This is a genomic window from Chryseobacterium sp. FH2 (genome assembly GCF_001045455.1).
Classification (GTDB): domain Bacteria; phylum Bacteroidota; class Bacteroidia; order Flavobacteriales; family Weeksellaceae; genus Chryseobacterium.
In genome coordinates, this window is the sequence record NZ_LFNE01000014.1 from 22492 (window position 1) to 49416 (window position 26925).

The following is a 26925-nucleotide window of genomic DNA, read 5'->3' on the forward strand; positions in this document are numbered from 1 at the left end:
TATGATCTGAACCCTTCTTCATAACGATTTAAAAGTCTCCTCTACTTCCAGCCTCCTCCTAAACTCTTATAAATATCAACAACTGTACTTAGTTGTTTTTCTTTTGCTTCTACCAATTCCATTTTTGCATCCAATGCATCTCTCTGGTTCATTAAAACTTCCAGGTAATCTGCTCTTGAATTTCTGAATAATTGGTTGGCAATGTCTATTGATTGATCCAATGCCTTATTTTCTTCAGATTTCAATTGATAATACTGATCAATATTCTTGATCTTTGACATCATATTTGCTACATCCAGATAAGCATTTAAAATAGTCTTATCATACTCATACAAAGCCTGAATCTGTCTTGCGTCTGCTGTTTGGAAATTAGCTTTGATAGCGCTTTTATTAATCAGTGGTCCCGCCAATTCTCCTGCCAAACTTGAGGCAATTGATTCCGGTAACTTTACTAAATAAGAAGGTTTAAAAGCTTCTAATCCCAATGTTGCAGAGATTTCCAACGAAGGATAAAACTCTTTTCTTGCTGCTTCCACATCAAGTTTTGATGATTTTAATTCCAATTCAGCCTGTTTGATATCGGGACGGTTCGCCAATAACTGTGAAGGAATTCCTGTATAGACTGTTTGCGGAACCATTGACATAAAACTCTCTTTCGTTCTTACAATCGGTTGAGGATATCTTCCCAACAAAGCATTCATTTGGTTTTCTTTTTCCGTAATCTGCTGACGAATCGTATATTCTGAAGCTTTTGATTTTGCTAGTTCCGCCTCAAATTTCTTCACAGCCAGCTCAGTAGTTGCTGCCGCTTCTTTCTGAATTTTAGATATTTCTAAGGCTTTCTTTTGAAGTTCTATATATTTTTGAATAATCTCAAGTTGATTATCCAGCGATAATAATTCATAATAATTATCTGCAACCTCAGCAATTAAACTCGAAAGAACAAAATTCTTCCCTTCAACCGTTGAAAGATAATGAGCAACTGCAGATTCTTTTTCTGTTTTAAGTTTTTTCCAGATATCGATCTCCCAATTTGCCATGATTCCTCCTTCGAAATTCCCCAGCGGATCCGGCATTTCTTTTCCGGGTTCTATTTCAGTTGTCGCATCACCCGCTCCTTCGCTCGTATAACGTCCTGCTTTACTTACTCCCGCCCCAAGCTTTGCTGCAACAGTAGGTGTTAGCTTTCCTTTTTTATAAAGAACATTGCTTTTTGCAATTTCAATTTCCTGTAGAGTAATTAACAGTTCCTGATTATTTTTTAAAGCTGTTTCTATTAAAACAACCAGGTTAGGATCTGTAAAAAACTGTCTCCAAGGTGTCATTCCGCTGTTATTATTAGTATCTGACTGTTCTTCCTGATTAAAATTCTGAGGAATATTTTCTTTTACCTCATCTTTTATAACGGTCGCCATAGGCGCCTTACAGCTTGCTAAAACAAGCGATAAAGCAATGGTTGCTATATATTTATTATAAATCTTCATGTTTGTCATCGTGTTGATAAGGTTCTGTTTGTTCTGTTAAAGGATTTTCTTCTTCATATCTCGCTAATCTGGATTTATCTGCAATTGTTCCAAAGATGTAGTACAATCCCGGGATAATCATTAACCCGAAAATAGTTCCGATAAGCATTCCCCCCGCAGCGGCTGTACCAATCGTTCTGTTACCCACAGCTCCTGGTCCGGTTGCCATTACCAACGGAATCAATCCCGCAATAAATGCAAACGACGTCATTAAAATCGGACGGAAACGAATAGCAGCCCCTTCAATGGCGGCTTTTACAACAGGGATACCTTCTTCAGCTTTCTTCTGTACGGCAAATTCTACAATCAACACTGCATTTTTACCTAAAAGGCCAATCAACATGACCATTGCCACCTGCGCATAGATATTGTTTTCCAGTCCTAATAATTTTAAACATAAAAATGCCCCGAAAATACCCGTTGGCAATGATAAGATTACCGGTAACGGAAGAATAAAACTTTCATACTGTGCAGAAAGAATTAAATAAACAAAACCCAGACACACCAGGAAAATAAATACAGCTTCATTTCCCCGGCTTACCTCATCTTTAGAGATCCCTGCCCAATCGATACCAAAACCTCTCGGAAGGGTTTTATCTGCAACTTCCTGAATAGCCTTAATGGCTTGCCCGGAGCTGTAACCCGGCGCCGGAGTACCACTTACTTCTGAAGAGTTGTACATATTATGTCTCGTGATTTCAGATAAACCATATACTTTTTCCAATCTCATGAAATCTGAATATGGAACCATTTGCTCCTTATCATTTTTAACGTATAACTTTAATAAATCACTTGGCAGCGCACGATATTGAGGTCCCGCCTGGACAATTACTTTATACGGCCTGTCAAATCGGATGAAACTCGTCTCGTAGTTTGAACCAATCAAGGTTGATAAATTATCCATTGCATTTTCAATGGAAACTCCTTTTTGCTCCGCCAAATCATTATCAATTTTTAGCATATACTGAGGAAAACTCGCAGAATAAAAAGTAAATGCAGAACCCAGTTCAGGTCGTTTTTTCAATTCCTTTACAAAATCATTACTCACTTTTTCCATTTTCTGATAATCCCCACTTCCCGCTTTATCTAAAAGACGAAGTTCAAAACCTCCCGCAGCTCCATATCCCGGAATGGATGGAGGTTGGAAAAATTCAATATTCGCACCCGGAATATTTTTAGCCTTTTCTTCAAGTTTTTCAATGATTTCCGCAGCAGATTCTTTACGATCTTCCCAGCTTTTAAGGTTAATCAAACAAGTTCCTGAGTTGGAACCTGTACCTTCTGTCAGGATTTCATATCCTGCCAATGAAGAAACAGACTGTACTCCATCAATACCTTCGGATTCTCTTAATAATTCTTTAGCAATCTGATTCGTTCTTTCCAGCGTGGAACCCGGAGGGGTCTGAATAATTGCATAAATCATCCCTTGATCCTCACTTGGAATAAACCCTGAAGGAAGAGAATTGCTCAGGAAGAATGTACAAGCACAAAATGCTAATAACAGTGGTAATGTAAATGCTTTTTTAGTAACCGTTTTATTCAAAAGCTTCTCGTATTTTCCTGCCCCCTTTGTAAATAAATTGTTGAATTTATCTAAGAAAATAGTAATCGGAGTTCTCTTTTTAGCTTTTCCGTGATTATTTTTTAGAATTAAAGCACATAAAGCCGGCGTCAATGTCAAAGCTACAACTCCCGAGAGTATAATTGCAGAAGCCATTGTAATGGAGAACTGGCGATAGAATACCCCAACCGGCCCGGACATAAACGCAATCGGTATGAATACTGATGCCATTACCAGGGTAATTGCGATAATTGCACCACTGATTTCATGCATTGCTTCCTCGGTTGCCTTTAATGGCGAAAGTCCTTTTTCTTCCATCTTGGCGTGGACGGCTTCTATTACCACAATCGCATCATCGACGACGACACCAATTGCCATTACCAAGGCAAAGAGTGAAATCATGTTTAAAGTAATTCCAAAAGCGGACATCACAGCAAAAGTACCTACCAATGAAACAGGAACCGCCAAAGCAGGAATTAATGTAGAGCGCCAGTCTCCCAGGAATAGAAATACCACAATTGCCACCAAAACAAAAGCTTCAAATAAAGTATGAACAACCTTTTCAATAGAGGCATCCAAAAATCTTGAAACGTCATAACTAATGTCATAATGCATTCCTTTCGGGAAAGAGTTTTTCTGCAGGTCAGCCATCAAAGCTTTTACATTTTTAATAACGTCACTTGCATTTGAACCATATGACTGCTTTACGGTAATAGCTGCAGAAGGTTTCCCGTTTAATGTAGAATAAATGTCATACATCGAAGAACCGAATTCTATATCCGCAACGTCTTTTAACCTTACAAATTCTCCTGCAGATTTTGCTTTTAATATAATATTTCCATAATCCTTTTCATTATTAAAACGACCAGGATATTTTAAAATATACTCAAATGACTGGGAACGCTTTCCTGAACTTTCTCCTGTTTTACCCGGAGATGCTTCCAGACTTTGCTGATTTAAAGCTTCCATTACCTCATCTGCTGAAATATTATATGCCGTTAACCGATCAGGTTTCAGCCAGATACGCATTGCATATTCTCTTGTTCCCAAAATGTCTGCAAAGCCTACCCCACTTACCCTTCTCAATTCAGACATTACATTGATATCGGCATAGTTGAAAAGGAACTTTTGGTCAGATTTCGGATCATCACTGTATAAATTAATATACATCAACATATTGGGCTCTTCACGGGTAATTTTCACCCCTTCACGCACTACCAAAGGAGGAAGTTTATTTACTACCGAAGATACACGGTTCTGAACATTTACGGCTGCTACGTTAGGATCGGTTCCCAAGTCAAAAACCACCTGGATGGAAGCTTCCCCGTCATTTCCGGCATCAGAAGTCATATATTTCATCCCCGGAACACCATTAAGACCTCTTTCCAGCGGGATGACTACGGATTTGATCAACAATTCGTTGTTCGCACCCGGATATTCTGCGGTGATGTTTACTTTTGGTGGTGAAATTGACGGGAATTGTGTTATAGGAAGTTTTACCAATGATAGAACTCCCATAAATACGATAATCAATGAGATTACGATAGACAGAACAGGTCTGCGAATGAATTTCTTAAACATACTACTTCATTTAAAGAGTCCTACTCTGCTTTTAATTTCAATGACTGAAGAACTTTTTTCGGATCCTGGAATTTGGTCTGAACTTTTTGATCATCTTTCACTTTTTGTACTCCTTCCAGCAAGATTTTGTCGTTTTCTGAAATCCCTGACGCAATAACATATACATCAGGAAGTTCATAAGCAACTTTTATATTTTTAGACTTCGCGACACCATTTTTATCAATCACGAAAACATACTTTTGATCCTGAATTTCGTATGTCGCTTTCTGAGGAATAATTAAAGCATTTTTTAATGGTAAAGTCATTTGTACTTTTCCGGTTTCTCCGTTCCTTAATAATTTCTCAGGATTCGGAAATTTGGCTCTGAATGCAATATTTCCTGTTTCATTATCAAATTCACCTTCAATGGTTTGAATTTTACCTTTCTGGGGAAGGGCTTCCCCGTTTGCCATAATCAAAGTTACCTCATCACTTCCCCTGTCTGCAGCATGCATCTGATAACTCAAATATTCGGGTTCGGAAACATTGAAATAACTGTAAACATCGTTGTTATCAGACAGTGAGGTTAACAAATCTCCTTCGTCTACCAAACTCCCCAATTTCAATGGAAGCCTATTGATTACTCCTGAAAACGGAGCTTTAATATCAGTAAATGATAGATGGATTTGAGCCAGTTTTGCTTCTGCATTTGCAGCGTCTAATTTAGCTTTTGCCATTGCTCTTTCATTTTTGGAAACAATATTGTTGTTTGCCAAAGTACTTGCATTTTTCAGCTCAATGGTAGCCTGCTCTACTTCAGCTTTGGCTTTTAATAATTCTGCCTGGTACAATTGGGGCATGATTCGGAATAAAGTCTGTCCTGCATGAACATACTGACCTTCATCCACATAGATTTTCTCCAGAAAACCTTTTTCCTGTGCGCGAACTTCAATGTTCTTTACAGACCGAATCTGAGCTACATACTCTTTATTGATTACCGTATCCATTTTCACAGCAGAGGTAACCGGATAAATTGTAACTTCTTCCCTTTCTTCTTTCTTTTTGTTACAACTAACAACAAATAAGAGGACACTTAGCATAATGCTTGAGACAACTCTTTTCATCATAATTTTAGAGTTTAATATTTTAAATCGTTTATGAAAAATTTAGAAATGGTAATAAGTATAGTTACGATGTGATGATTACCGGCAAACACAACGCAGAATATTTCCTGCTCATCTCATGAGCAGAAAAGCAATCAAAGAAATAAATTTTTAAATTCTTATCGAACGGATCAAGATAAACGTTTTAACAGTAGAAAAATTTGAAATAAAACCATATACGGCAGATTTCAACTGTTTTTTGCTTCGTAAACCGAAAACATAAATCAAACTGAAAACACTTGCAAAAACGACAATCGTCTGGAAAGTATCCGAAAACTGAAAATCATCTTCCGCAAGTTCTAACGAATAAGCATTACCCGAATCATCAGGAGCTTGCTGCATTGAAAGTTTTTCGTAAGTTTGGTTTAAACGGTTTACTTTTTTGGGCATATTATGAGAAGTATGACCAGAATAGTCGTTTCGCAGAGTTTTGACATTAATTTTGCTTTCCACTACAAACAGCAGAAAAAGACTAGTCAAAAAGTATACGATATAGTTTCTCATTTTGAAGGCACAAATGTACATTTAGTTCTATATACAAACATAATAGATTAACAAAATTTAACTCTCCTTTAAATTACCTGAAATCGCACCAGTTCCCAATTTTCAGAAAAAAAACAGGTTTGCCCGAAAGAAACAAAATCAAAAAAAACAGCAAACTGTTTAATATCATTTCTGCAAAAAGCTTTATACCAACAGATATTAATCTTATTTTATTAATTTAAAAATAAAACATGTAAATATTGTCTATATTTAGTAAACGCATCCCACAAATATGAAATATAGTTAACAATATCATTTTATTACGAAACTATTCATAATATTACTTATATTTAATGAAAATTTAGCTAAAATATGATGAATAAAATTACATAATCAAAAATACCCAAAAACATATTCAGAATAACACTCCCCAACAACCTAAAAACATTATCCTATGAATAAAAAATTAAAAATAAGGGCACCAGATTCTTAAACTATGTAAAAACTTAGTACACCCCACAATACATCTATAACTATGAAATATTTTAATTATGAAAAACAAACTATCAACATTAGGATTTGTATTTGTATCAATTCTTTCATTTGCTCAAGTAGGCATTAATACATCCAATCCACAAAACACTTTCCACATCGACGGAGCAAAAGATAATCCAGCTACAGGCACTCCCTCAGCAACAGAACAAGCCAATGACTTTATCGTAACAAGCACCGGAAGTACAGGAATCGGAACTAACGCACCAGATGTTTCTGCGATTTTAGACATCACTTCACAAAACAAGGGGATTTTAGGCCCCAGAATCAGCCTTACATCATCTACAATGCAGCTAAGTGGTAATCCGAATGCGACAGGCCTGCTAATTTATAACACAGGGCCTGTACTGAATCCCGGTTATTATTTCTGGAATGGAACGGAATGGAGGGTCTTCAACACCTCATCAGGCGGCGGGGGCGGTACAACAAATATTGCAACTGTTGAGAGTATCGCAGTAATGGGGCCATTAACAGCTACCACAGACAACGGAAGAGCCGGATACGCCATTTCCATCAATACTCCTGACGGAAAATTTTCCGTACGTTGTTTTATACCTACAGGTACTGCATTTGCAGATGTAAATTTACAAATCAGAAACAACAGCTCATCTACAGTAGACATCATTTCAAACGGACATTATTTATGGTCCGGAGCAGGTGGATATATGCAAAACCAATTAAGACTACCTGCCGGAGCGTGGGCCGGAGACAATGCTACCTCCAGCCAAGCGCTTATAGATGCCACAATCGGAGCAAGAATACAAACCGCTTCAACTAATCCCTACTGGGCAGATCCTGGAGTATACGCAGGAGGCATGCCTGAACAAAGAATCTATTCCTGGACAACCAACGACGGTGCTGACAAATCTTTCTACAAAATGTATTTCATGATGGGCTCATCCACTCCCGCAAGCATAGGGAATGCAACAACATGCCCAGCAGGAACCTGCTCAACCACAAAAGCATTTTTTACTATCGATCAGATTACCGCACCTTAAAACAAAATTTTTGAAAATTTATATGACAATTAAAAAATCAAAGGAGTATTTCAATACTCCTTTTTTTATTGAGATTCTTAAGATTCTTCAATCTCTAATTACCCATTTACCACGATAAAAAACCTTTTAATATTTTGTTATTTTATGAAAAATTAACATATATAATTAAAAAATAGTTGTAAATTTATACAGAACTAATATAAAAATTCATGAATCACCTAACCACCTATTATTATGAAAAAATTATTACAATTAATTACCATGGGACTCTTTGTCCTTTTTGCAGTAGCGTGTAGGCACTCTAAAGAAGCAGAAACGGTAACCAGCACTTCGATAGCCGACACTGAACCTAAAGATGTCATAAAAGACGTTTTCACAGACGAAGACGGGGCACAGATGGAAGTTTCTATCAACAATACAGACAATACCGCAATCATACACTTGGAAGGCAAAACCTATGAACTGAAAAAAAGCAGGGAGCTTCCTGAATACACTGCCTCAAATGCTGAATATCAATATTCAAACATAAAAGGAAGAGTTACTTTCTTAAAGAAGGACTATGATATGGTAATGTTTCGAAACAAAAAAGATCAACCTTCCGCTTCCAGCAAAATGGCTTCATACTAAATGTCTTTACCAACCCATATTAAATAACTATGAAAAATTTATATAAATACCTGACAATCACCATTTTAGCCGTGTTTTTAAGCTCTTGTGCTAATAAACCTTCATCTCCAAGCAATGATATTACCGGAAAAACATGGAAACTTACTGAACTAAACGGTAAACCCATCATCCTTAAAAACCCTAAAAGCAATCCTTATTTCAAACTTAACATGTCTGATATGCGATATGAAGGAAATGGTGGCTGCAATGGAGTTGGCGGGACATTTGAAATAAAACAAGATATAATGCGAATCAAGTTTAATCAGGGGATGTCTACAATGATGGCCTGTGAGGATTTGGATATCGAAAACGCATATGTAAAAGCTTTACTTGCCGCAGACAATTATTCGGTAAACGGGAATACTCTTACTCTGAACAAGGCGAGAATGGCACCTTTAGCAAAATTTGTTTTACAATAATATAATCCTGAATAAAACACATCATCATAAAGAGCGTTTTTGTAATATACAGAGGCGCTTAATTTATATACTTCAGCATTTAATCGGTTTAAAATAAAGTATATTGAATATAAAAAAAGCTTCTATAATATTATAAAAGCTTTTTTACTCATCTAAAAACAGCAGCAACAAAAGAGCGCAAAAAAATATTAAAGCATTCTTTTTCTACATCTATAAAATAAACTTTCTCTTTTTTTTGTGTTATTTAATTGCAGTTGCATATATTGAGCTTTCGGACCACGTACCTCCAAAACTTTTGATAATGGTCGTAGCAACAGGACTACCTCCTACAACTGTATTACCTACAATATATCTGTATGTTTTAGGAGCATTAGTTTTATTTTCAATAAAAACAATACCCTGAGCCACATCAAATTGTTGAGAGTGTCCAGGCGAAGCCGGTCCTTGTACTTTAAAACTCATTAATGAGGGTGATTTCACATCAGGAGACTGTGTAGCCGTACTTCCTAATGCCGGATTTCCTTCTCCGAAAGTACTTCTAACAAACATCCAGTCATCTGTATCTAAAATCCCAACCACTTGGGTAAGCTGAGTAATAGTAACTGCCCATTTTCCCGGTGGCAATGTAATAGATCTTCCTGTATATCTTAAGGTCATAACTCCCGCAAAAGGAATATCTATTCCTGCACCTGTTATAATATCTCCTACCACAGTTTCAGAAGCCGGAGTTTTCCATTCTGCAGTACCATTACTGTCAGTAGCAGTCAATACCGAACCTACAGGAACTGAACCGCCCGTTGCATTTTCAAATCTTCTTGTACCAATAGCATGGAAATTAGCTTGTGGATTTGTAGTACCCACGCCTACTCTGCCATTCTTGTTCAATGTCATCAATGCATTTCCGTCAGTGGGAACTCCTGCAAAAAGCTGTAAAACATTTTGAGCTGCTCCAAATCCATAAAAGTCATCTCCGGCTACACTGTTCCAGATCGCCAGTTTTTTCCCCGCAGATGTTCCTAAATCCAGCAAGTTGTTTGGCGTAGTAGTACCAATTCCAACATTTCCTGTTTCTGAAATTCTTATTCTCTCTCTTCCGGAAGTACTCAACCTTAAATCTGTTGATATATTACTTCCGTCACCCTGATAGTACGAAGTAATCCTCGACCCGCTGGTATAAATATAATTATTATTAACTCTCGGGATAAATGTTACAGCCCCTATCGGATCATCTTTGACTAAATTTGTTGGTGCTGAATAAGTACCATTTGCTCCTGTAAAATAAATTGCAGGCAATTTAGAAGTTCCAAATCCTCTAAATGTAAAATCATTTATTGATCCTTCACCTTGATTATCCGCCACTATTTCAAATTTAGCCGCAGGATTTATTGTCCCGATGCCAACATTCCCATTTTTGAGTACTACAAAATCATTTGATTGTTGAGCGGAAGTAGGAACTCCTGTAAGGACATTATCTTTTGCTCCGTCTACATGAAAAGCACCCTGAGGGTTAGCTGTGCTGATTCCAATTTGGGCAACTGCCATGCCAGAAAGCGTCATCATAGACAATATTAAAATGCTTTTTTTCATTTTTTCCAGTGTTTGTAATATTTATTTATACTCTAGTTTTTTTGATAATCTATTTTTAAATCATCCGGTTTTATTGAATTGTTAGGTAAAAAATAACAGGGTTGGCTGTGAAAGCACTTGCCCTGTTATTTTTTTACATAAACAACTCATTTTTTTTCATCTATCTGTTTTTAATGTTCCGAGGGAAAGGAACAGTCAATTATCATTTCCATTCTGTTGCAGTGTAAATAACAGATTGATTGTGGGAACACTTTCGCCCTGTTATTTTACACAACACAACAAAATTTTCATATTGTGTTTATTTTTAGAATGTTGAGGTTAATCGGCTGCAGTAGCTGCCATAAAATTTTAGTGACAATTTTAAAGTTGTCTTCAAAATATTAACCTGGCAATGTTTTTCTGGTTTGCGCTCATCTTATTTTTCATTTTTTTAGTGTTTAAATATTAATTATTCATCTACATGTTTTCAACCCTAAGCTATCATTAGACTGACAGACTTTAATTGTTTTTTAAGATAAATAACCAACTTGTTTTACATTTTAAAATTTCATTTGGGAATTGTGTTTCTAGAATCGTTATCTTTTACAGTAAATCAAGATTCGTCTTTTTGGTAAAGCAATACTCTTTAAAAATTCAATAATTGTATTCATTTTCTTTCAATATAAATTTTAGTGTCTGACTAATTTTTTTTAATTTCCTGAACAGTTTCTTACACTTGTTTTCCAAAGTTATCCGGAACTGTATCGTTCGTGAAACTTCGTTGCAAATGTAGAACCAATACCGCAAAAAAAGCATACTGCAAAATCACTTCAACGCCATAAAATACTATAAAACAACATCTTAAATAAACAACAACAGTAGATATGAAGTATAGAAAAAGAAAGAAAACATTCTATAAAATGTAGAGTTATTATCAAAAAAGAAGCAACATCATTTTTTTGGCATACCTGAAAAAAAGATAATAAAATTATGATTTTCTGAAGATCATATAACAAATAAGCAGGGATACATTAAGAAGTACGGCAAATGAGTTTGATAAAATGATAGGAAGCTCATCTTTTATGAAACCATACCAGACCCATAAAGAAAGACCAGAAATAAGAACTAGAAGCATTAACCAAGAGATATCATCTACATTTTTCTTCCTCAAAACTTTTACAAGCTGAGGAACTGAAGCTGCAGAAGTAAGCGTACCCGCAATGATACCTAAAATACTTTCGTTCATCGTTTAATATTTGTTCAAAATTATAGCTTTAATATAAGAAATTTTGCAACATCAAAATAAAGTATTTAATAATTAAATTTTCTAAAAACATTTCTACAATCTGCAGCTTATCATTTTAAAATGAATATCATATATCAATTTTGAAAAATTATCAAAAAATTATCAATATGTATAAATAAAATACACGTAATATTATTTAATTTTATAGAATTATAAACAAATCAAAATTACACTCAAATGCAAAAGTAGGGAATGAAACAAACAGAAAGTAATTTAACCCTTTAATAATCAAATTATTAAAACAACAAAAACACCTTGTTTATATTAAGAATAAATACATAATAATACAATTAAAATATTATATTTACATAATAATGTGGATAAAATTTAATTTTGCAAACTAAAAGACGCAGATATGTTCCCAAATCCTTATTTTAAAAAAGCGTTATATGCTCTGTTAATATTATTTATTGCAAAATTTTCTGCACAGACATATTCTATAAAACAGCTTGACAGCTTGACAGAGAAATACCGAATTGACGGCGATATCAATAAAAGTATTGAACTCAATAAAAAAGCTCTGCAACAATACCAAAAACAAAATGACAAACATGGTATCATTGCCACCCAAATCAATATGGGGGGGCTTTTGTGGTTTCTTCATAAATATAAAGAAAGCCTGGAGTATCTGGAAAGTGCAGAAAATAATCTGAGAAAGATTAAGGATTTATCACTGTGCGCTAAGCTATATGGTGAATACGGTAGAAATTATGCTTCTTTGGGGCTTTTGCAGCAATCGAACACTAATTTGGACTGGTCAATTATTTTTGCAAAAAAAATAGAGGACAGAAGAGAACGTGAAAAACTTCTTTACTTTTATTACACGTGGAAACTTGCTAATTTTGAGGAGCTCAAAAAAATTGATTCTATTAATTTTTATCAAAAAAAACGTCTCGAATTAACTGCCCAGCCTCTTACCTTTGTGCATATTGCAGAAAAACATCTTAAAAATAATGATTTGGACACTGCTGAGTATTACCTTAACAAAGCTTTAGAACTTACCGGGGATTTTAGCCTTTATCAAAGATCCATGACTTTATCAGCTTATGGTAAACTCTATACACAAAAACAAGATTATAAAAAAGCATTAAATTATTATTTACAGTCTCTTGCTATTTCTGAGCAACTTTCCCGAAAAACAGATATTAAAAGTACTTATAAAGCCATTTCAGACACCTATAAACAGCTTAATGATATCGAGAAAAAGAATGAATACCTGGAGAAATATTCCGATATAAAAGACAGTATTGATCAATCAGAAAGAGAAGCTCTCAGCCTTCCTATTGACAAAATTATTCAGGAAGAAAATCAAAAAGAACAGAAAGAAAAAATAAAATATATAGGTTTGGCTTTGGCAATAGCTACAATATCTATTGTTACGATTTTTTTATTGGTAAGAAGACATCTGAAAAAGCAAAAGCAAACTGAAGAAATAATCATTGAAACCTTGCATGAAACCGGTGAGCTTAAAGTAAAACTTAATGAAGCCTTTGAAGAACTGTCGAAACTTGCCATGACAAATGATCCTTTTTTCCTTACCCGTTTCAAGGAAGTATATCCTGAATTTTATGAAACTCTTACCACCAGGTATCCCCATCTTACGGCAAACGACATTAAGTTTTCTGCATTTTTGAGATTAAATCTTTCTACAAAAACGATTGCTCAATACAAAAATATCTCGGTAAGAACCATTGAATCCAGAAAATACCGATTACGAAAAAAATTAGACCTTGCTTCAGATGTTGACCTTAATAAGTGGATGATGGATTTATAAAATCTGTTTAAAAATTCATTTTACCGAAACCTCTAAATTTTTTTAGAGGTTTTTTTGAATTATTTATATAAAAACCTAATTTTTCCAGTACTTAAAATTCACTTCAAAATTTATATAAATATTTGATAACCAATTATTTATACATACTAAGTATTTTTGCAGTAATGGATTATTCTAAAATTGACCATACATTTGTACCATCATTCTCAAGTTAGTATAAAACACAAGTTTTGTTCCCTGATAAGGATTCAGTGAGTGAGCATACAGGCGACAATAAAATGCTCACTCATTTAAGAAATAAGATCCGATTAGTTTATAAATTTACTTATTATTTTATGTTTGAAATAATATTATAATAATAAGTAGATTGAAATAGGAATGTAAATGCCTTTTGGAAATTCATCCCGTTCCAGCGGTGTTTGCATCCTATTTTTTAACAAAAAAAATGTAAAAATTTAATTATTAATAATAAGGGAAGTAGAAATGCAAAAGGGACTAATATATAGAATTCATCCCGACTTCATTAGTCCCGTTTTGCTTTCAAATTAAATTTTAACTTGAATCACCCTGTTTGCAGGGTGATTTTTTTGTTTACAATAAATTTATTATACTTATAATTTTTCAATTTAAATGTTAAAACTTGTATTCTGGACAACCTTAATCTGAGTTTTATGTTTCTCTGCTTCAATTTGTTATTTAAATCTATCCAATGAAATCTCCTCTTGCAAAGGGATATCTTTTTCTATAAAATCATATAAACTTTTAGAAAAATAGCAGCCATTCAGAATTCCTCTCGCCCCTAAACCGTTAAAAACATAAAAATTATTATGTTCAGCATGCCTTCCAATGATGGGCCTTCTGTCTTTCACCGTAGGCCTGAATCCAAAATTCACCTCGCTTATTTCAAAATCGTAAGGATAAATTTCAGATAAACCCTTTATAAGCTGATCTACAGCAGAATCATCTATATGATGGTGAAGCTGCTCCCTATCATAAGTTCCGCCATAAAAATATAAATCATTATTGGCAGGGAAAAAAAAGTGTTTTTTCTTAATTGTAATATTTTGAAAAACCCCTGTTGAAAGTTTTACTTTAATGTGATGCCCCTTATTTGGATTTACAGGAATTCCGGCAAAAAACGGATTTCCGATAACTCCCATTCCTTCACAAAAAATTATATTTTTAAAATTAAAATCCTTATAAGAAGATTCAGCAATATCAATTTTAGAATAATCAAACTTTTCTCTAATTAATTTTGAAGTATTTTCAAAATAATTGAATAAACCAGTGAAAAACCCATTAACATCTAATCTGGCAGATTGATTTACCTTTCCAGTATTAAAGTCGTTTTTTACCACCTCTAAATGAGCAAAATTTTTATCTAAAAAATTAATAAGTTCATTATTTTCTGATTTTTTCAGCCAGAGCTGTTGCTCATTTTCATCATGAAAAATTCTGTGAATAGGAGCTTCAATTAGATAATTCTTTCCTGTGTAACTTTCAATTTCTTTTAAAGAATCTCGTAAAAAATCAATTTGTTCCTGGGCTTTCCAAAATGTAGTAAATTTTTTCAATACCACAGGGTTTATAATTCCCGCAGAAACCTGGGACGCACTCTTTCTTTCTTCAGAAAAAATCACAAAAGATTTCTCATTTTTTATTAATTGATGTGCAAAGAAAAGCCCTGCATATCCATCTCCTACTATTATATAATCTACTTTTTTCATAAATAAAAAAACCTGAGTAAAAGTACTCAGGTTTTGTATAAATATCAAGTGAAATCTTAGTAATTCCACATATCATTTTCCATTTGAAGAATTTGCTCCTTAATTCTGTCGCTTTCCTCCAATTGTTCGTCAGCATTTCTAGGAATATAATCTTTGATAGTTCCATCTCCTAAACCGCTTGAAGACTTATAAATGATTGAAGAGAATCTTCTTGCATTGATAAGGTCATCGAAAGACAAATCAGCTGATGAATTTTTTCTGTTATACACAAAATTGTTCGCTAAAATATCTCTTGCACTTGGATAATAGATCCAGAATAAGTCAATAAGCTCATCTGCTCCAGCCAAAGGCTGCCCGTCTGGTCCTGTTCTACCCTGTACAGCAGGATCCGGCCCCATAGCAGCAAGACCCAAAGGTCTGTACTTCATTTGCCCGTCTCTCTTATCGATAAACCACATACCCATAATTTTAAGAACTTTTACTTTATCGGTAGTTGTCTTGAAAATATCAGTATATTCCTTTTTCTCCTGTTCAGTCAATTGTCTTCCAGAGTTAAGGATATCAATAGCAGCATCAGAAACTCTTACACTTTCCAATCTCTTCTGAATTCCATCCGGAGAAAGTTTAGTTACAAAGTTTTCGTCATCATATACTTCCTGGATTTTACCAGTAATTGCTGCATCTAATAATAATTGGTATAATGATCTTGTTTGAGTAGCCAATAAACCATCTGGATTATCATAATAGAATGGTTGGTTGATCTTATCATTCATATCAATGATTTCCCAAACAAACATACTTTTTAAGATATCTTTATCATCAACAAAGCCATATTCTAAAGGCTTCACGGTTTTATCAATAACAGTGTCTCCTACTTTCTGTTTGTTTTCCTCTCTCATTCTTCTGAACTCTTCCGGAGAAGATGCATTCAAAATAGTCTGGGAAAATACAAACCCTGAAACTAATACTAAAAGACTGCCTATATATTTTTTCATAATACTATTTTAAACTTATTAATCTTAATTAATATTGATAACAATAGGAGAAATATTTTTAATTTGTTGACTACCTAAACCTGTAGCTGTTGCTTTAATATCAAATATGTAAACAACATCTCCTGTTCTCAAGTTTTTAACTAATCCAGCTGCTTCATCTAAGCTGCTACCTTTAATTAGTAACGCTGCTCTACCAGGAACTTTCACCATAAACTGATTAACAGTGAATGAAACCGGGAAATCGAAGTCCGGGATAGCCGCTTGTACAGACTGATTAGGTACTGAAGATGCAGGCATAGACAATACATTCTGACCTCTCATCTGTCCTTGTGGCGGTGGTACATTCTTAATTCTATACTCAAATACCTGGGAAACAGTTTTACCATAAGGGTCTGTTCCAGATAATGTTAATTTAACACTATTTCCAGTGGTAGGAGTAACAATCCATTTACCAGCACCCGCACCTTTTACCACTGCACCAGGAGCAGATAATGAAAGTTTAGAATTGTCAGCTCCCAAGATAGAACCAGATACAGGGTTTTCAAGTCCTCTATACATTACGTTCATCTTATCAGCAGATAATAATAATCCTTTCTCCATCTTCACTTCTCTTGGTCCGGCGATTACGTTATAAGTATGTGTCCAAGGGAAAGTCTGAGGTTTACCAGAAGCATCAGTCAATGTAATGTTTCCACTTAAAGTATGCTCACCAATACCATTACCAGAAATAGCAATAGTTCCTTTTCCATTTTCTACCTTGCTTACACCGGTAATAGCAATCTTATTACTGTTAGAATAAGTACCTAGCATAACTTTCACTTCAGCCTGTTTACCAGCCTGAATATCAATAGGTCCAGAAACGATAGGTTCATAACTTGTAAATTTAATGCTGGCATCCACTTTTTCCTGAAGCAATAATGCTAACGCATCAGATTGTACATTTCTAGCATCATTCTGGATAATTTCAAGATTTGATATTGCCGCAATAAGTGGCTGGTGATAAAATTTGTTCTGAAACCAAGTTTTACCGTTTGGAGATTTTCCTTGAGGATATTCGGCAATGATAGATTTATTAGCTCTATCTACTAAATCCTGAAGTTGAGCATTTTTTCCAAAAGTGACATTAATATAATTTCTTACATCATCCATTTTAGCTTTCAAATCCATAGCACCTTTTGTAGGAGAATTTTCATCTCCATCTTTAAAGAAGTAACTCATCGTTGCTTCATTATTGTTAAGTGCTGCAAAATTTTCGCTTACATCAATATCTTTTCCTGTTTTAGGATCTTTATCATGAAATTCTGATTGCTTCTTAAGAGTTGTCTTAATATCATCAGAAGCTTTTACTAATGCATCTACCTTTGCTTTCAAAACTTTATACTGCTCCCAAGGCGTAGCATAAGTATCAGGTACTTGCTGTGCTTTAGCTTCAAGAGTTCTCTCGAAAATCTTTTCGTTTTTCTTTTCAGTTAAAGTTCTTGTTTCATTAAGAGCTTTAGTAGAGTCATAATATGATCTAATGATTTCTGCATCAATATTTAGGGCCATCATCGCGATGAACACCAAATACATCAGGTTGATCATCTTCTGACGAGGGGTCTGTTTTCCTTGTGCCATTCTCTTTTCTTTGTTTTTTGATTAAGTAGTTAAATTTTAGAAATGGTCTGGGGAATTAAGATTTCATTGCAGTTAACATACCGCCATAAACTCTGTTTAAGTTATTTAAGTTAGATGTTAAACCTTGTAATTCTTGGTTGAATTTTTCTGATTGTTCAGCAGATTTTTGCATATCCGCTACATATTTACTTGCAAGCTCTGATTGTCTCTTACCACTTTCCAACTGCATAGCATATAAAGCATTCATACTTTCCATGTGCTGAGCAGCTTTATTTAATTGCTCATTATATTTATGTGTAGAAGCAGAAACATCCACAGTTTGATTGATTTGATCTACTGAATTTGAAAACTTATCAATACCCGTTCTTAATCTATCAAATAATTGAACATCTAATTTTGCATCAGCCAGCATTTTATCTAATTTATTTGAAAGAGAATTCTCTAATTCAGCAAACTGAGCTGCTGCTGCATTTTTAGAAGATACATTAGAATGCAATGGGTTTGGGTTTGCATGTTTATCTAACAATTCTGGATAAACGTTTTCCCAAGCATAAGACTCCTCAGATTTCGGTGGGTCGAATGCGAAGATAATGAAGATAATAGCTTCAGTAATAAGCCCCACTGTAAGAGCCATGTTACCATTGATTGGTCCCAAAGTGATGTGAGTAATCTTAAGCCAAGCTCCAAGAATTACAATTGCAGCACCGAATGAATAAAAGAAATTCATCCACGCATCTTTAGTCTTAAACATATAAGTTAGTTTTTTTTAATGTTAATGTTAGTAAATAATTTTTATCGAAAATGTTTTTTATCTGTTTACTCTTCTTGGTTTAACAGCAGCTTCAGGAATATCCTGTACCGTTCTAAATCCGATATAACTTCTCGCAGAATCCTTTCTTTCCCAATCTCTAGCACCTGTCATAAGCATATAGCCTACATCTTTCCAAGAGCCGCCTCTTACTGATTTTTTAGTATCAGTTTTGTCCTTAGTAGAAGGATTCAAAGTAGAAGAGAATCCGTATGAAGAATTGTTATATCCTGATTCTGTCCATTCAGAAACGTTCCCTGCCATGTCAAATAACCCAAATCCATTTTTCTTAAATTTCTTTACTGGAGCTGTATATGTATAAGTACCTTTTTTATCATCTTCCATATAATTACCTCTCTTCGGTTTGAAGTTTGCAAGGTAACAACCTCTGTCATCCATTAAATAAGGACCTCCCCAAGGGTAAGTTGCATTTTGCATACCTCCTCTTGCAGCGTATTCCCATTCAACTTCTGTTGGAAGACGGAATTGTAATGGTCTTTGTTTTCTTCTTTTTAAGCTTTCATTGTAATCAGACTTTAATTTAGATCTGAAATTACAGTAAGCTCTGGCCTGATCCCAAGTCACACCAACAACCGGATAATCTTTATAAGCTTTATGCCAAAAGTATTGTTCAAATAAAGGCTCGTTATAAGCAAAATGGAAATCTTTTACCCAAACAGTCGTATCTGGATAGATGGCAATACTTTCACTTTTTAGGTAATTTACACCTCTTTCGTTATCAGCGATTGCAGCATCCATATCACCCCATCTGTAAGTATATTTTAATTTACTAACGTCAAGGATTCTTTCATTACCGATTCTGGAAGAAGCAGGTAAGTACATAGATTCTAATACTTCTGCGTATTCAACATCAGGATACTTAGTTGTACTCCAGTGTAAAGGAATTTTCCAATCCAATCTTTTATTTGGATCGTAAGTACCTTCGTCTCTACCACCCTGACCTTCTAAATATTCCTGATATGGTGTTAAATTTTCTTCTTTTTTTGCAAGGTATGCATAATCACCTATTGCAGCGCCTCTTCCTCCGCCTTCACCACCTTCTCCGGCAGCTTCAGCAAGTAAAGTTCTGGCGATAGAATCTCTTACGTAGTTGATAAATACCCTGTACTCTGCATTGGTAGTCTCTGCCTCATCCATAAAGAAGGAAGAAACAGTTACTGTTTTCAGTGAAGCTTTCTCAGGAGTGTTTGTCATATCCTGATCTGCCAGACCTACAATGAAAGAACCTGCAGGGATACCAACCATTCCGTATGGTCTTTCCGCAACAAATGATTTCGTTTTTTCTCTTGGTATCAATTCTCCTTTTGTTCCCGGTTTCCCTACAGAAGAGCTACCACCACCTGAACAAGATACCGATGCTACCGACGCAGACAATAATAAAAGAAATATCCTTTTCATGTTAATTTTTATAATTAAGCCGTAAATATATAATTTTTTTAAGAAACTTTTAAGATTTTTTTTGAAATAACGGAAGAAATCTAAATTTATTTTATTTCAAACAATTTTTTATTCTACTGTTACAGATTTTGCAAGGTTTCTCGGTTGGTCTACATTAGCACCTCTGTATACAGCTATATAATATGCTAACAGCTGTAAAGGCACCGATGCAACGATTGGAGAGAAACATTCTGAGGTCTCAGGTATTTCTATCACATAATCCGCCATTTCACTTACCTGTTGATCTCCTTTATTTACTACAGCAATAACTTTTCCTTTTCTAGCCTTAATTTCCTGAACATTACTTACAATCTTATCATAGTGTCCTTTTTTAGGGGCAATAATAACGATTGGCATATTTTCATCAATTAAAGCAATTGGCCCGTGCTTCATTTCTGCTGCAGGATATCCTTCTGCATGTATATAAGAAATTTCTTTAAGCTTCAAAGCTCCTTCTAAAGCAGCAGGATAATTATATCCTCTACCCAGATACAGGAAGTTTGTAGCATCTACGAAATCTTTAGCAATATTTTGAGTTACCTCATGAGTAGTATTTAATACTTCTTCAATTTTTTTAGGGATAGCGTCCAATTCTGAAATTAAGCTCATAAATTCAGCATTTCCTAAGTTACCATTATGCTTACCTAATTTAAATGCAATCAGTGTAAGAATAGTAAGCTGAGCCGTGAAAGCTTTTGTAGAAGCCACTCCGATTTCAGGACCTGCATGAGTATAAGAACCAGCATCTGTAATTCTGGCAATAGAAGAATCTACCACGTTACAAATACCATAAATAAATGCTCCTTTTTCTTTTGCCAATTTTAAAGCAGCCATTGTATCTGCTGTTTCCCCTGATTGAGAAATTGCAATAACAACATCTTTATCTGTAATAATTGGATTTCTGTATCTAAATTCAGAAGCGTATTCTACCTCCACAGGTACTCTTGCATACTCTTCAATCAGATATTCTCCGATAAGACCTGCATGCCAAGAAGTTCCACAAGCGATGATGATAATTCTGTTAGCATTTTTGAATTTTTCAATATAATCCCAGATTCCTGCCATTTTGATGATTCCCTCATCTACCAGTAACCTCCCTCTCATCGTATCATGAACAGATTTTGGCTGTTCAAAAATTTCTTTAAGCATAAAATGCTCGTAACCACCCTTTTCAATCTGCTCTAAACTCAGCTTAAGTCTCTGAATTTCCGGCTCAATTTTAGAGTTATCATTAATGGTACGGATGTCGACTCCTTTTTCCAAAGAAATTGTAGCCATATGTCCTTCTTCCAAATAGATAGCTTCTTTTGTAAACTCAACAAAAGGAGAGGCATCTGAAGCAATGAAATATTCTTTTTCTCCAATACCGATTGCTAAAGGAGAACCTAATCTGCCCACAACCAAAATTCCCGGATAATCTTCGTGCATTACCGTAATTGCATATGCTCCATAAACTTCATTAAGAGCAAATCTTACAGCTGTCGGAAAATCCATCTCAGAATTAAGATCCATAAAATACTGAACAAGATTTACTAACACTTCAGTATCTGTCTCAGATTTAAAATCAAATCCTTTTTCTTTAAGCATTGTTTTAATGGTGTCATAATTTTCAATAATACCATTGTGAACAAGTGCTATTTTTCCGTTGTTTGATACATGCGGGTGAGAGTTTCTATCACTGGGAACTCCATGAGTAGCCCAACGAGTATGTCCCATTCCTATTCTAGCCGTACCTTTTAACTGGCTGGAAATATTAACAAGATCATCTACTTTCCCTTTTGTTTTTTCAACCTCAAATTTATTATTTGTGTTTTCAAGGACAATTCCTGCACTATCATAACCCCTGTATTCTAATCTTCTAAGACCATTGATTACTATATCGTAAGCATCCTGAAATCCTGTATATCCTACTATTCCGCACATATTTCTGATAAGTGTTTTTTAAGTTTATTTTGTTCCGTAGATTACTTTCAATTGAATATTATTTTCATTATTAGGATCTGTTCCTACGAAAACAGCCCTGTCTCTAGCGTAAGCTCTTGATGTATATTGTTGACCAGCAAGCGTTCCTGAAGAATTTAACAAGAAACTTCCCATATCGATTTTAAAAAATTTGTCTTTATATTCTTCTCCCCCTTCTACAATATCTTTTAGTGATTGAGTAACCGTAAAATCATAATGTGTTGGATTTTTATCCAAATCATAAGCTTTATAAATAGAGAAGTTATTAGAACTTGAAATATTCAATAAATCGTTCGTAAAAGTAAATTTCTCTTTACCATCAACTATATCTCTTTGTGTAATTGTAAATACAGTTGGTTTATAATATTTACTTGTCCATTCAGAATCAGTATATATTCTGATTTTAGCACTGATGATTGCTGCTTTATCTTTTTGATATAAAACTTTCAACTTATCAATTGTTTCTTTAGGAAATTTAACTCCAATTGAAGCACCTCCCATTCCTTGGGTATATAGCAACTTATCTCCAGTATCCTTATTACTTGCTGCAATTGCAGCAGTGTATGTAGCTGGCCTATTGTAAACATAATTCCCAATATGCGTATTTCCAGAACCTAAAGCAAATGTATATGTATTGGCTGTTTTTGTAGTAGTACCATTTTCAGTTTTATCGTACTTATAGTACATCGTTAATTCCAATCCGTTCGGATCAAATTGCATTAAATATCCATCATCTTCAGCAACAGAAATTCTTAACCCTCTGAAATATCTGATAAAATTTGAAACATCTTTTAGTTCAGGTTGACCTTTCTTTGCAATAATTTTATTTTGAAAGAAAGTAGAATCTAATTTAATTCTCGTTCCTACCGCAGATGAAGTATAAATTGAAGATGCATCTGAATCCTTAGTAATCGTTACTAAATTAACATTCCCATCAAAAGTTTTTGAACCAATTTCCTGTCCATAAGCATAAGCTTTACCTGAACTTGCTTTATCAGCATATCCATCTAAGAAATCCGTGACTTCATTTACTTTAATAGTCATCGATTTTTTAGCATTACCATATTTATTTACAGGATAAGTATCAACCACTTTCTTAGCAGCAATATTTCCTGCCGGATCTGGATGCATATAATCTTCATTGGTGGTGGTGGTAACAGAATCCGTAGCATAAGTTGGCTTAATTACCAAAACAACAGAATCCACAACTGCATTTGCTCCGAAATCCGGATCATATGTGGATAATCTCAGTTGTGTAAGGTAAGAAGCTTTCTGCATCCCAAACTTTCCTTCCTTAAAAGCTCCGAGAACCGCAGAATTTAATCTTGATGCATCACTTTGAATGGTATCAAGATTATCAATATTATATGCTATAAGAGGAAAAGATTCTTCATTACCCTGTGCAGCTCCATCTTGAAATAATTGCTCTCCCAAAGAATCCGGATCTGGTTCGCAATTATAAAGCAATACACTTCCAAAAATCGCCAAAAAAAAGATGACGAAAGTTCTTTTAATACTATAAGTCATTAAAATGTGTTTTTTAATAAAGTTTATTTATTGAATCTATATCTAAATATTCCGATTTAGGAGTAGCAGTTTCGTTGAAAGCTTTGTCTAAATCTTCATTTAAAAACTCATCTCCTTTCACTACCATATCCACATATTCCATACTTTCAATCACAAAGTTTTGAAAGGTTGGGTTATCTAACGCTTTTAAACCAGAAATATTATCAAATTTTAATTTTTCATCGACATTTTTGCTGAATCCAGCGTCTTTCTCATTGTATAAAGAAAGAATGATCTTCGCGTCTTTGAAGTAACTGTCAGATTCGTAATAAGTTTTAAGGTATAAAGGCACGAATGAAGTCATCCATCCGTTTAAATGAATCACGTCAGGAACCCAGTTAAGTTTTTTAATTGTCTCAATTACTCCTCTGGCAAAGAAAATAGCTCTCTCGTCATTATCGTCGAAAGCTGTTCCGTCATCTTCAAAATAATATTGTTTTCTTTTGAAATATTCTTCGTTATCTATAAAATAGACCTGAAGTCTTTCCCCCGGAAGAGACGCTACTTTAATAATTAGAGGCTGATCCAGGTCATTAATGATAATATTCATTCCTGAAAGGCGGATAACCTCGTGCAGTTGGAATTTTCTTTCACTTATTTGTCCAAATCTTGGCATAAAAACTCTTACATCATTGCCTTCATTGTGCATCTTAAGTGCCATTTTGTTTACGACTGCAGCCATATTTGTATCTTCCTGATATGGATACATCTCTGTAGTAATGTACAGTATCTTTTGATTCGGCATAAAACTTCTATCTAATTTTTGTATAATTGCTTAATGTGCAAAATTACAAAAAAACATCCAACATTAATTTAATTAACATTTTTTTACGAAAATATCTATTTTCAAATTATCAAAACCACACTTAATTATATGATATTTTTAGTATTTTTGAAATACTATTAAAATAAACTATGGAAGTTTTAAAAAATAAGAAAACTCTTCAGGATTTCATTGAAAGACAGAAAGAAATGGGCAAAAGAATTGGCTTTGCACCTACAATGGGAGCTTTACATAACGGGCATTTATCACTTTATAAAAAAGCAAAAGAAGAAAATGATCTTGTAATTTCTTCAATTTTTGTAAACCCCACTCAATTTAACAATTCTGAAGACTTAGAAAAGTACCCTAGAGATATCAACAGAGATATTTTAATCCTTCAAAACTCGGAATTGGTAGATGCAGTTTATATTCCGGAAGTGGCTGATATCTATCCTGAAAAAGCAGAAAGTCAACATTACGATTTTGATGGGCTGGAAAATGAAATGGAAGGAAAATCAAGGCCGGGTCATTTTGACGGGGTAGGAACGGTGGTAGAAGAACTTTTCAGACAAGTAAAACCAGACAATGCTTATTTTGGTGAAAAAGATTTTCAACAATTAGCTATTATTAAAAAAATGGTTGAAAAGAAAAAACTTCCGGTTACAATACAAGGAGTTGCAATTTATAGAGCAGAAAACGGATTAGCTTTAAGCTCAAGGAATCAAAGATTGCATGAAGACAGAAAAGAGGCATCAAAAGTCATTTATGAGACCTTAAAAAAGGTGAATGATTGGTTCAGGGTCATTACCATTCCCGAAATAAAACTGAGGGTACAGGATATTTTTGACAATCAGCAAGGAATGCAACTAGAATATTTCCTGATTGCAGATGAAGACACTTTAAAAGAAACTGATTTTTTCTATAAAGACAGAAATTTCAGAGCATTTATCGTAGTCGTTGTAGATGGAGTCAGACTGATCGACAATATGCATTTGGACTAATTCAGGATATTTTTAAGATTTAAATAATTTTCATCCAAAATTTCGTGTTGTTTATTTACTAAACAGCACTTTTTAATTTATCCAATTAAATAGATCAATCGTAAAAATTTCAGATTCATAATCTTAGAGCAAAAAAATCGAAGGCTTCTTGAGGAAGCCTTCGAAACACCAAATCACAAAATATTAATATGAAAAAAATTTACTTTTCAGTAAACTTGTGACCCGGCTGGGATTCGAACCCAGGACCCATACATTAAAAGTGTATTGCTCTACCAGCTGAGCTACCGAGTCGGTCACTTTGTCAACGAAATACATTTTAAAAATGCCTTTCATTTTTTAAGAGATGCAAAGATACATTATTTTTTGTTCCTGCAAAATTTATTTTTAAAAATCAAAGGCTTCTTGCGGAAGCCTTTGAAACACCAAATCACAAAATATTAATATGAAAAAAATTTACTTTTCAGTAAACTTGTGACCCGGCTGGGATTCGAACCCAGGACCCATACATTAAAAGTGTATTGCTCTACCAGCTGAGCTACCGAGTCGGCCACAATTGTAATGATAAATATAGAATTAAATCCTAATTAATCATACGAATTATTTTATTTTTTTTTCTGCAGTGTGCCTGCGACTGGACTCGAACCAGCACATCCTTAGGAAACCACCCCCTCAAGATGGCGTGTCTACCAATTTCACCACGCAGGCAATAAAATTACAAATCCAGTAATTTCTTGCTAGTGACCCGGCTGGGATTCGAACCCAGGACCCATACATTAAAAGTGTATTGCTCTACCAGCTGAGCTACCGAGTCGGCCACTTTATCAATGATTAACACTGTAATAATGTCCCTCATTTTTAGTGGTGCAAAGATATGAGTTTTTTCTTTATCTCAAAACTTTTTCGCAAATTTGTTTAAAAAAAATTCATGATAATTTCACTGGTCGGATACATGGGGTGTGGCAAATCTCACATTTCCAAAATATTAAGCGAAAAATTAAATTTTAAATTAATTGATCTAGATAAAGAGATTTTTAGACGAAATAAATTAACCATTCCTGAAATTTTCGAAAAAAAGGGAGAAATTTACTTTAGAAAGCTAGAAAGAGAGGCGTTGGAAGAAATACTGGCGAGCGAGGAGAATGTAGTTTTAAGCCTGGGTGGAGGAACTCCGGTTTATTATAATAACATGGAAATTATTAATCACAACTCTAAAAGTATATTTTTAAGAGCTTCTGTTGCTACTTTATCAGAGAGGCTTTCAAAACAGAAAGAAAAAAGACCATTAATTGCAAATATTTCTGATGAAAATCTTCCAGAGTTTATCGCTAAACATTTATTCGAAAGAAACGAATTTTACAGTAAAGCACAATTTAGTATCAATACAGATGCACGTACACCTGAAGCTATCGCTGCTGAAATAATAGAAAAGCTCTATCACTAGAGCTTTTTATTTTAAA

Annotated in this window: 20 protein-coding genes and 4 tRNA genes; 6 read left to right on the forward strand and 18 right to left on the reverse strand. The window is 34.4% G+C overall.

Annotated elements, in window-relative coordinates; all coding sequences use genetic code 11:
* Positions 1-41: 41 nt before the first annotated feature.
* The 4 genes from ACM39_RS17365 to ACM39_RS17380 form a co-directional block, all read right to left on the reverse strand.
* The gene (locus tag ACM39_RS17365; RefSeq protein WP_048512376.1) at positions 42-1484 is read right to left on the reverse strand and encodes a TolC family protein; all 1443 of its coding nucleotides are present in this window, start codon (positions 1482-1484) and stop codon (positions 42-44) included.
* Positions 1471-4665 carry an efflux RND transporter permease subunit gene (locus ACM39_RS17370; protein ID WP_048512318.1) on the reverse strand — a complete coding sequence of 1065 codons (3195 nt, stop codon included), beginning with the start codon at positions 4663-4665 and terminating at the stop codon, positions 1471-1473. Before ACM39_RS17370 ends, ACM39_RS17365 begins: the two co-directional genes overlap by 14 nt.
* A 20-nt stretch (positions 4666-4685) precedes the next feature.
* A complete protein-coding gene (locus ACM39_RS17375) occupies positions 4686-5768 on the reverse strand; it encodes an efflux RND transporter periplasmic adaptor subunit (RefSeq protein WP_048512377.1) in 1083 nt (360 codons plus the stop codon).
* Positions 5769-5918: 150 nt separating this feature from the next.
* On the reverse strand, positions 5919-6311 hold the full coding sequence (locus ACM39_RS17380) for a hypothetical protein (protein WP_048512319.1): 393 nt from the start codon (positions 6309-6311) through the stop codon (positions 5919-5921).
* Between the two features lie 530 nt (positions 6312-6841).
* Between ACM39_RS17380 and ACM39_RS19380 the strand changes: the two genes are divergently transcribed.
* The 3 genes from ACM39_RS19380 (at position 6842) to ACM39_RS17395 (ending at position 8925) form a co-directional block, all read left to right on the forward strand.
* Positions 6842-7840 carry a hypothetical protein gene (locus tag ACM39_RS19380; RefSeq protein WP_048512320.1) on the forward strand — a complete coding sequence of 333 codons (999 nt, stop codon included), beginning with the start codon at positions 6842-6844 and terminating at the stop codon, positions 7838-7840.
* Positions 7841-8074: 234 nt separating this feature from the next.
* Positions 8075-8467 (forward strand): hypothetical protein, encoded by a 393-nt coding sequence (locus ACM39_RS17390; RefSeq protein ID WP_048512321.1) that lies wholly within the window; start codon positions 8075-8077, stop codon positions 8465-8467.
* A gap of 29 nt (positions 8468-8496) precedes the next feature.
* Complete coding sequence (locus ACM39_RS17395; protein ID WP_053073346.1) at positions 8497-8925, forward strand: META domain-containing protein; 429 nt, start codon at positions 8497-8499, stop codon at positions 8923-8925.
* Positions 8926-9165: 240 nt separating this feature from the next.
* Here ACM39_RS17395 and ACM39_RS17400 read toward each other — a convergent pair whose 3' ends face one another.
* The gene (locus ACM39_RS17400) at positions 9166-10512 is read right to left on the reverse strand and encodes a hypothetical protein (RefSeq protein ID WP_131701484.1); all 1347 of its coding nucleotides are present in this window, start codon (positions 10510-10512) and stop codon (positions 9166-9168) included.
* A gap of 967 nt (positions 10513-11479) precedes the next feature.
* Positions 11480-11737, reverse strand: a complete 258-nt coding sequence (locus ACM39_RS17405; protein WP_048512323.1) for a SemiSWEET transporter — start codon at positions 11735-11737, stop codon at positions 11480-11482.
* Between the two features lie 415 nt (positions 11738-12152).
* Here ACM39_RS17405 and ACM39_RS17410 point away from each other — a divergent pair, with 415 nt between their 5' ends.
* Positions 12153-13571 carry a tetratricopeptide repeat protein gene (locus ACM39_RS17410; protein ID WP_048512324.1) on the forward strand — a complete coding sequence of 473 codons (1419 nt, stop codon included), beginning with the start codon at positions 12153-12155 and terminating at the stop codon, positions 13569-13571.
* A 692-nt stretch (positions 13572-14263) separates the two neighbouring features.
* On the opposite strand, the gene ACM39_RS17415 is transcribed toward ACM39_RS17410, so the two are convergent.
* The 8 genes from ACM39_RS17415 to ACM39_RS17450 all read right to left on the reverse strand — a co-directional run bounded on the left by ACM39_RS17415 (position 14264) and on the right by ACM39_RS17450 (position 24449).
* Positions 14264-15298 carry an NAD(P)/FAD-dependent oxidoreductase gene (locus tag ACM39_RS17415; RefSeq protein ID WP_048512325.1) on the reverse strand — a complete coding sequence of 345 codons (1035 nt, stop codon included), beginning with the start codon at positions 15296-15298 and terminating at the stop codon, positions 14264-14266.
* A gap of 56 nt (positions 15299-15354) precedes the next feature.
* Positions 15355-16293, reverse strand: a complete 939-nt coding sequence (gene gldN / locus ACM39_RS17420) for a gliding motility protein GldN (protein ID WP_048512326.1) — start codon at positions 16291-16293, stop codon at positions 15355-15357.
* Between the two features lie 24 nt (positions 16294-16317).
* Positions 16318-17910 (reverse strand): GldM family protein, encoded by a 1593-nt coding sequence (locus tag ACM39_RS17425; protein ID WP_048512327.1) that lies wholly within the window; start codon positions 17908-17910, stop codon positions 16318-16320.
* A gap of 55 nt (positions 17911-17965) precedes the next feature.
* Positions 17966-18661 (reverse strand): gliding motility protein GldL, encoded by a 696-nt coding sequence (gene gldL, locus ACM39_RS17430; RefSeq protein WP_048512328.1) that lies wholly within the window; start codon positions 18659-18661, stop codon positions 17966-17968.
* Between the two features lie 57 nt (positions 18662-18718).
* On the reverse strand, positions 18719-20137 hold the full coding sequence (gene gldK / locus ACM39_RS17435) for a gliding motility lipoprotein GldK (RefSeq protein WP_048512329.1): 1419 nt from the start codon (positions 20135-20137) through the stop codon (positions 18719-18721).
* Positions 20138-20245: 108 nt separating this feature from the next.
* A complete protein-coding gene (gene glmS / locus ACM39_RS17440) occupies positions 20246-22099 on the reverse strand; it encodes a glutamine--fructose-6-phosphate transaminase (isomerizing) (RefSeq protein ID WP_048512330.1) in 1854 nt (617 codons plus the stop codon).
* Between the two features lie 24 nt (positions 22100-22123).
* Complete coding sequence (locus ACM39_RS17445; protein WP_048512331.1) at positions 22124-23665, reverse strand: DUF4270 family protein; 1542 nt, start codon at positions 23663-23665, stop codon at positions 22124-22126.
* Between the two features lie 13 nt (positions 23666-23678).
* The gene (locus ACM39_RS17450; protein ID WP_048512332.1) at positions 23679-24449 is read right to left on the reverse strand and encodes a glycogen/starch synthase; all 771 of its coding nucleotides are present in this window, start codon (positions 24447-24449) and stop codon (positions 23679-23681) included.
* Positions 24450-24619: 170 nt separating this feature from the next.
* Between ACM39_RS17450 and panC the strand changes: the two genes are divergently transcribed.
* Positions 24620-25468, forward strand: coding sequence for a pantoate--beta-alanine ligase (gene panC / locus ACM39_RS17455; protein WP_048512333.1), 849 nt, complete (start codon positions 24620-24622; stop codon positions 25466-25468).
* Positions 25469-25686: 218 nt separating this feature from the next.
* Here the strand turns inward: panC and ACM39_RS17460 are convergent.
* From ACM39_RS17460 to ACM39_RS17475, 4 genes are all read right to left on the reverse strand, one after another.
* Positions 25687-25759: transfer RNA gene (locus ACM39_RS17460), tRNA-Lys, on the reverse strand.
* Between the two features lie 181 nt (positions 25760-25940).
* A tRNA-Lys gene (locus tag ACM39_RS17465) sits at positions 25941-26013 on the reverse strand.
* Between the two features lie 77 nt (positions 26014-26090).
* Positions 26091-26173, reverse strand: a tRNA-Leu gene (locus tag ACM39_RS17470).
* Positions 26174-26206: 33 nt separating this feature from the next.
* Positions 26207-26279, reverse strand: a tRNA-Lys gene (locus tag ACM39_RS17475).
* Positions 26280-26393: 114 nt separating this feature from the next.
* On the opposite strand from ACM39_RS17475, the gene ACM39_RS17480 reads away from it, so the two are divergent.
* A complete protein-coding gene (locus tag ACM39_RS17480; RefSeq protein WP_048512334.1) occupies positions 26394-26909 on the forward strand; it encodes a shikimate kinase in 516 nt (171 codons plus the stop codon).
* Positions 26910-26925 lie beyond the last annotated feature (16 nt).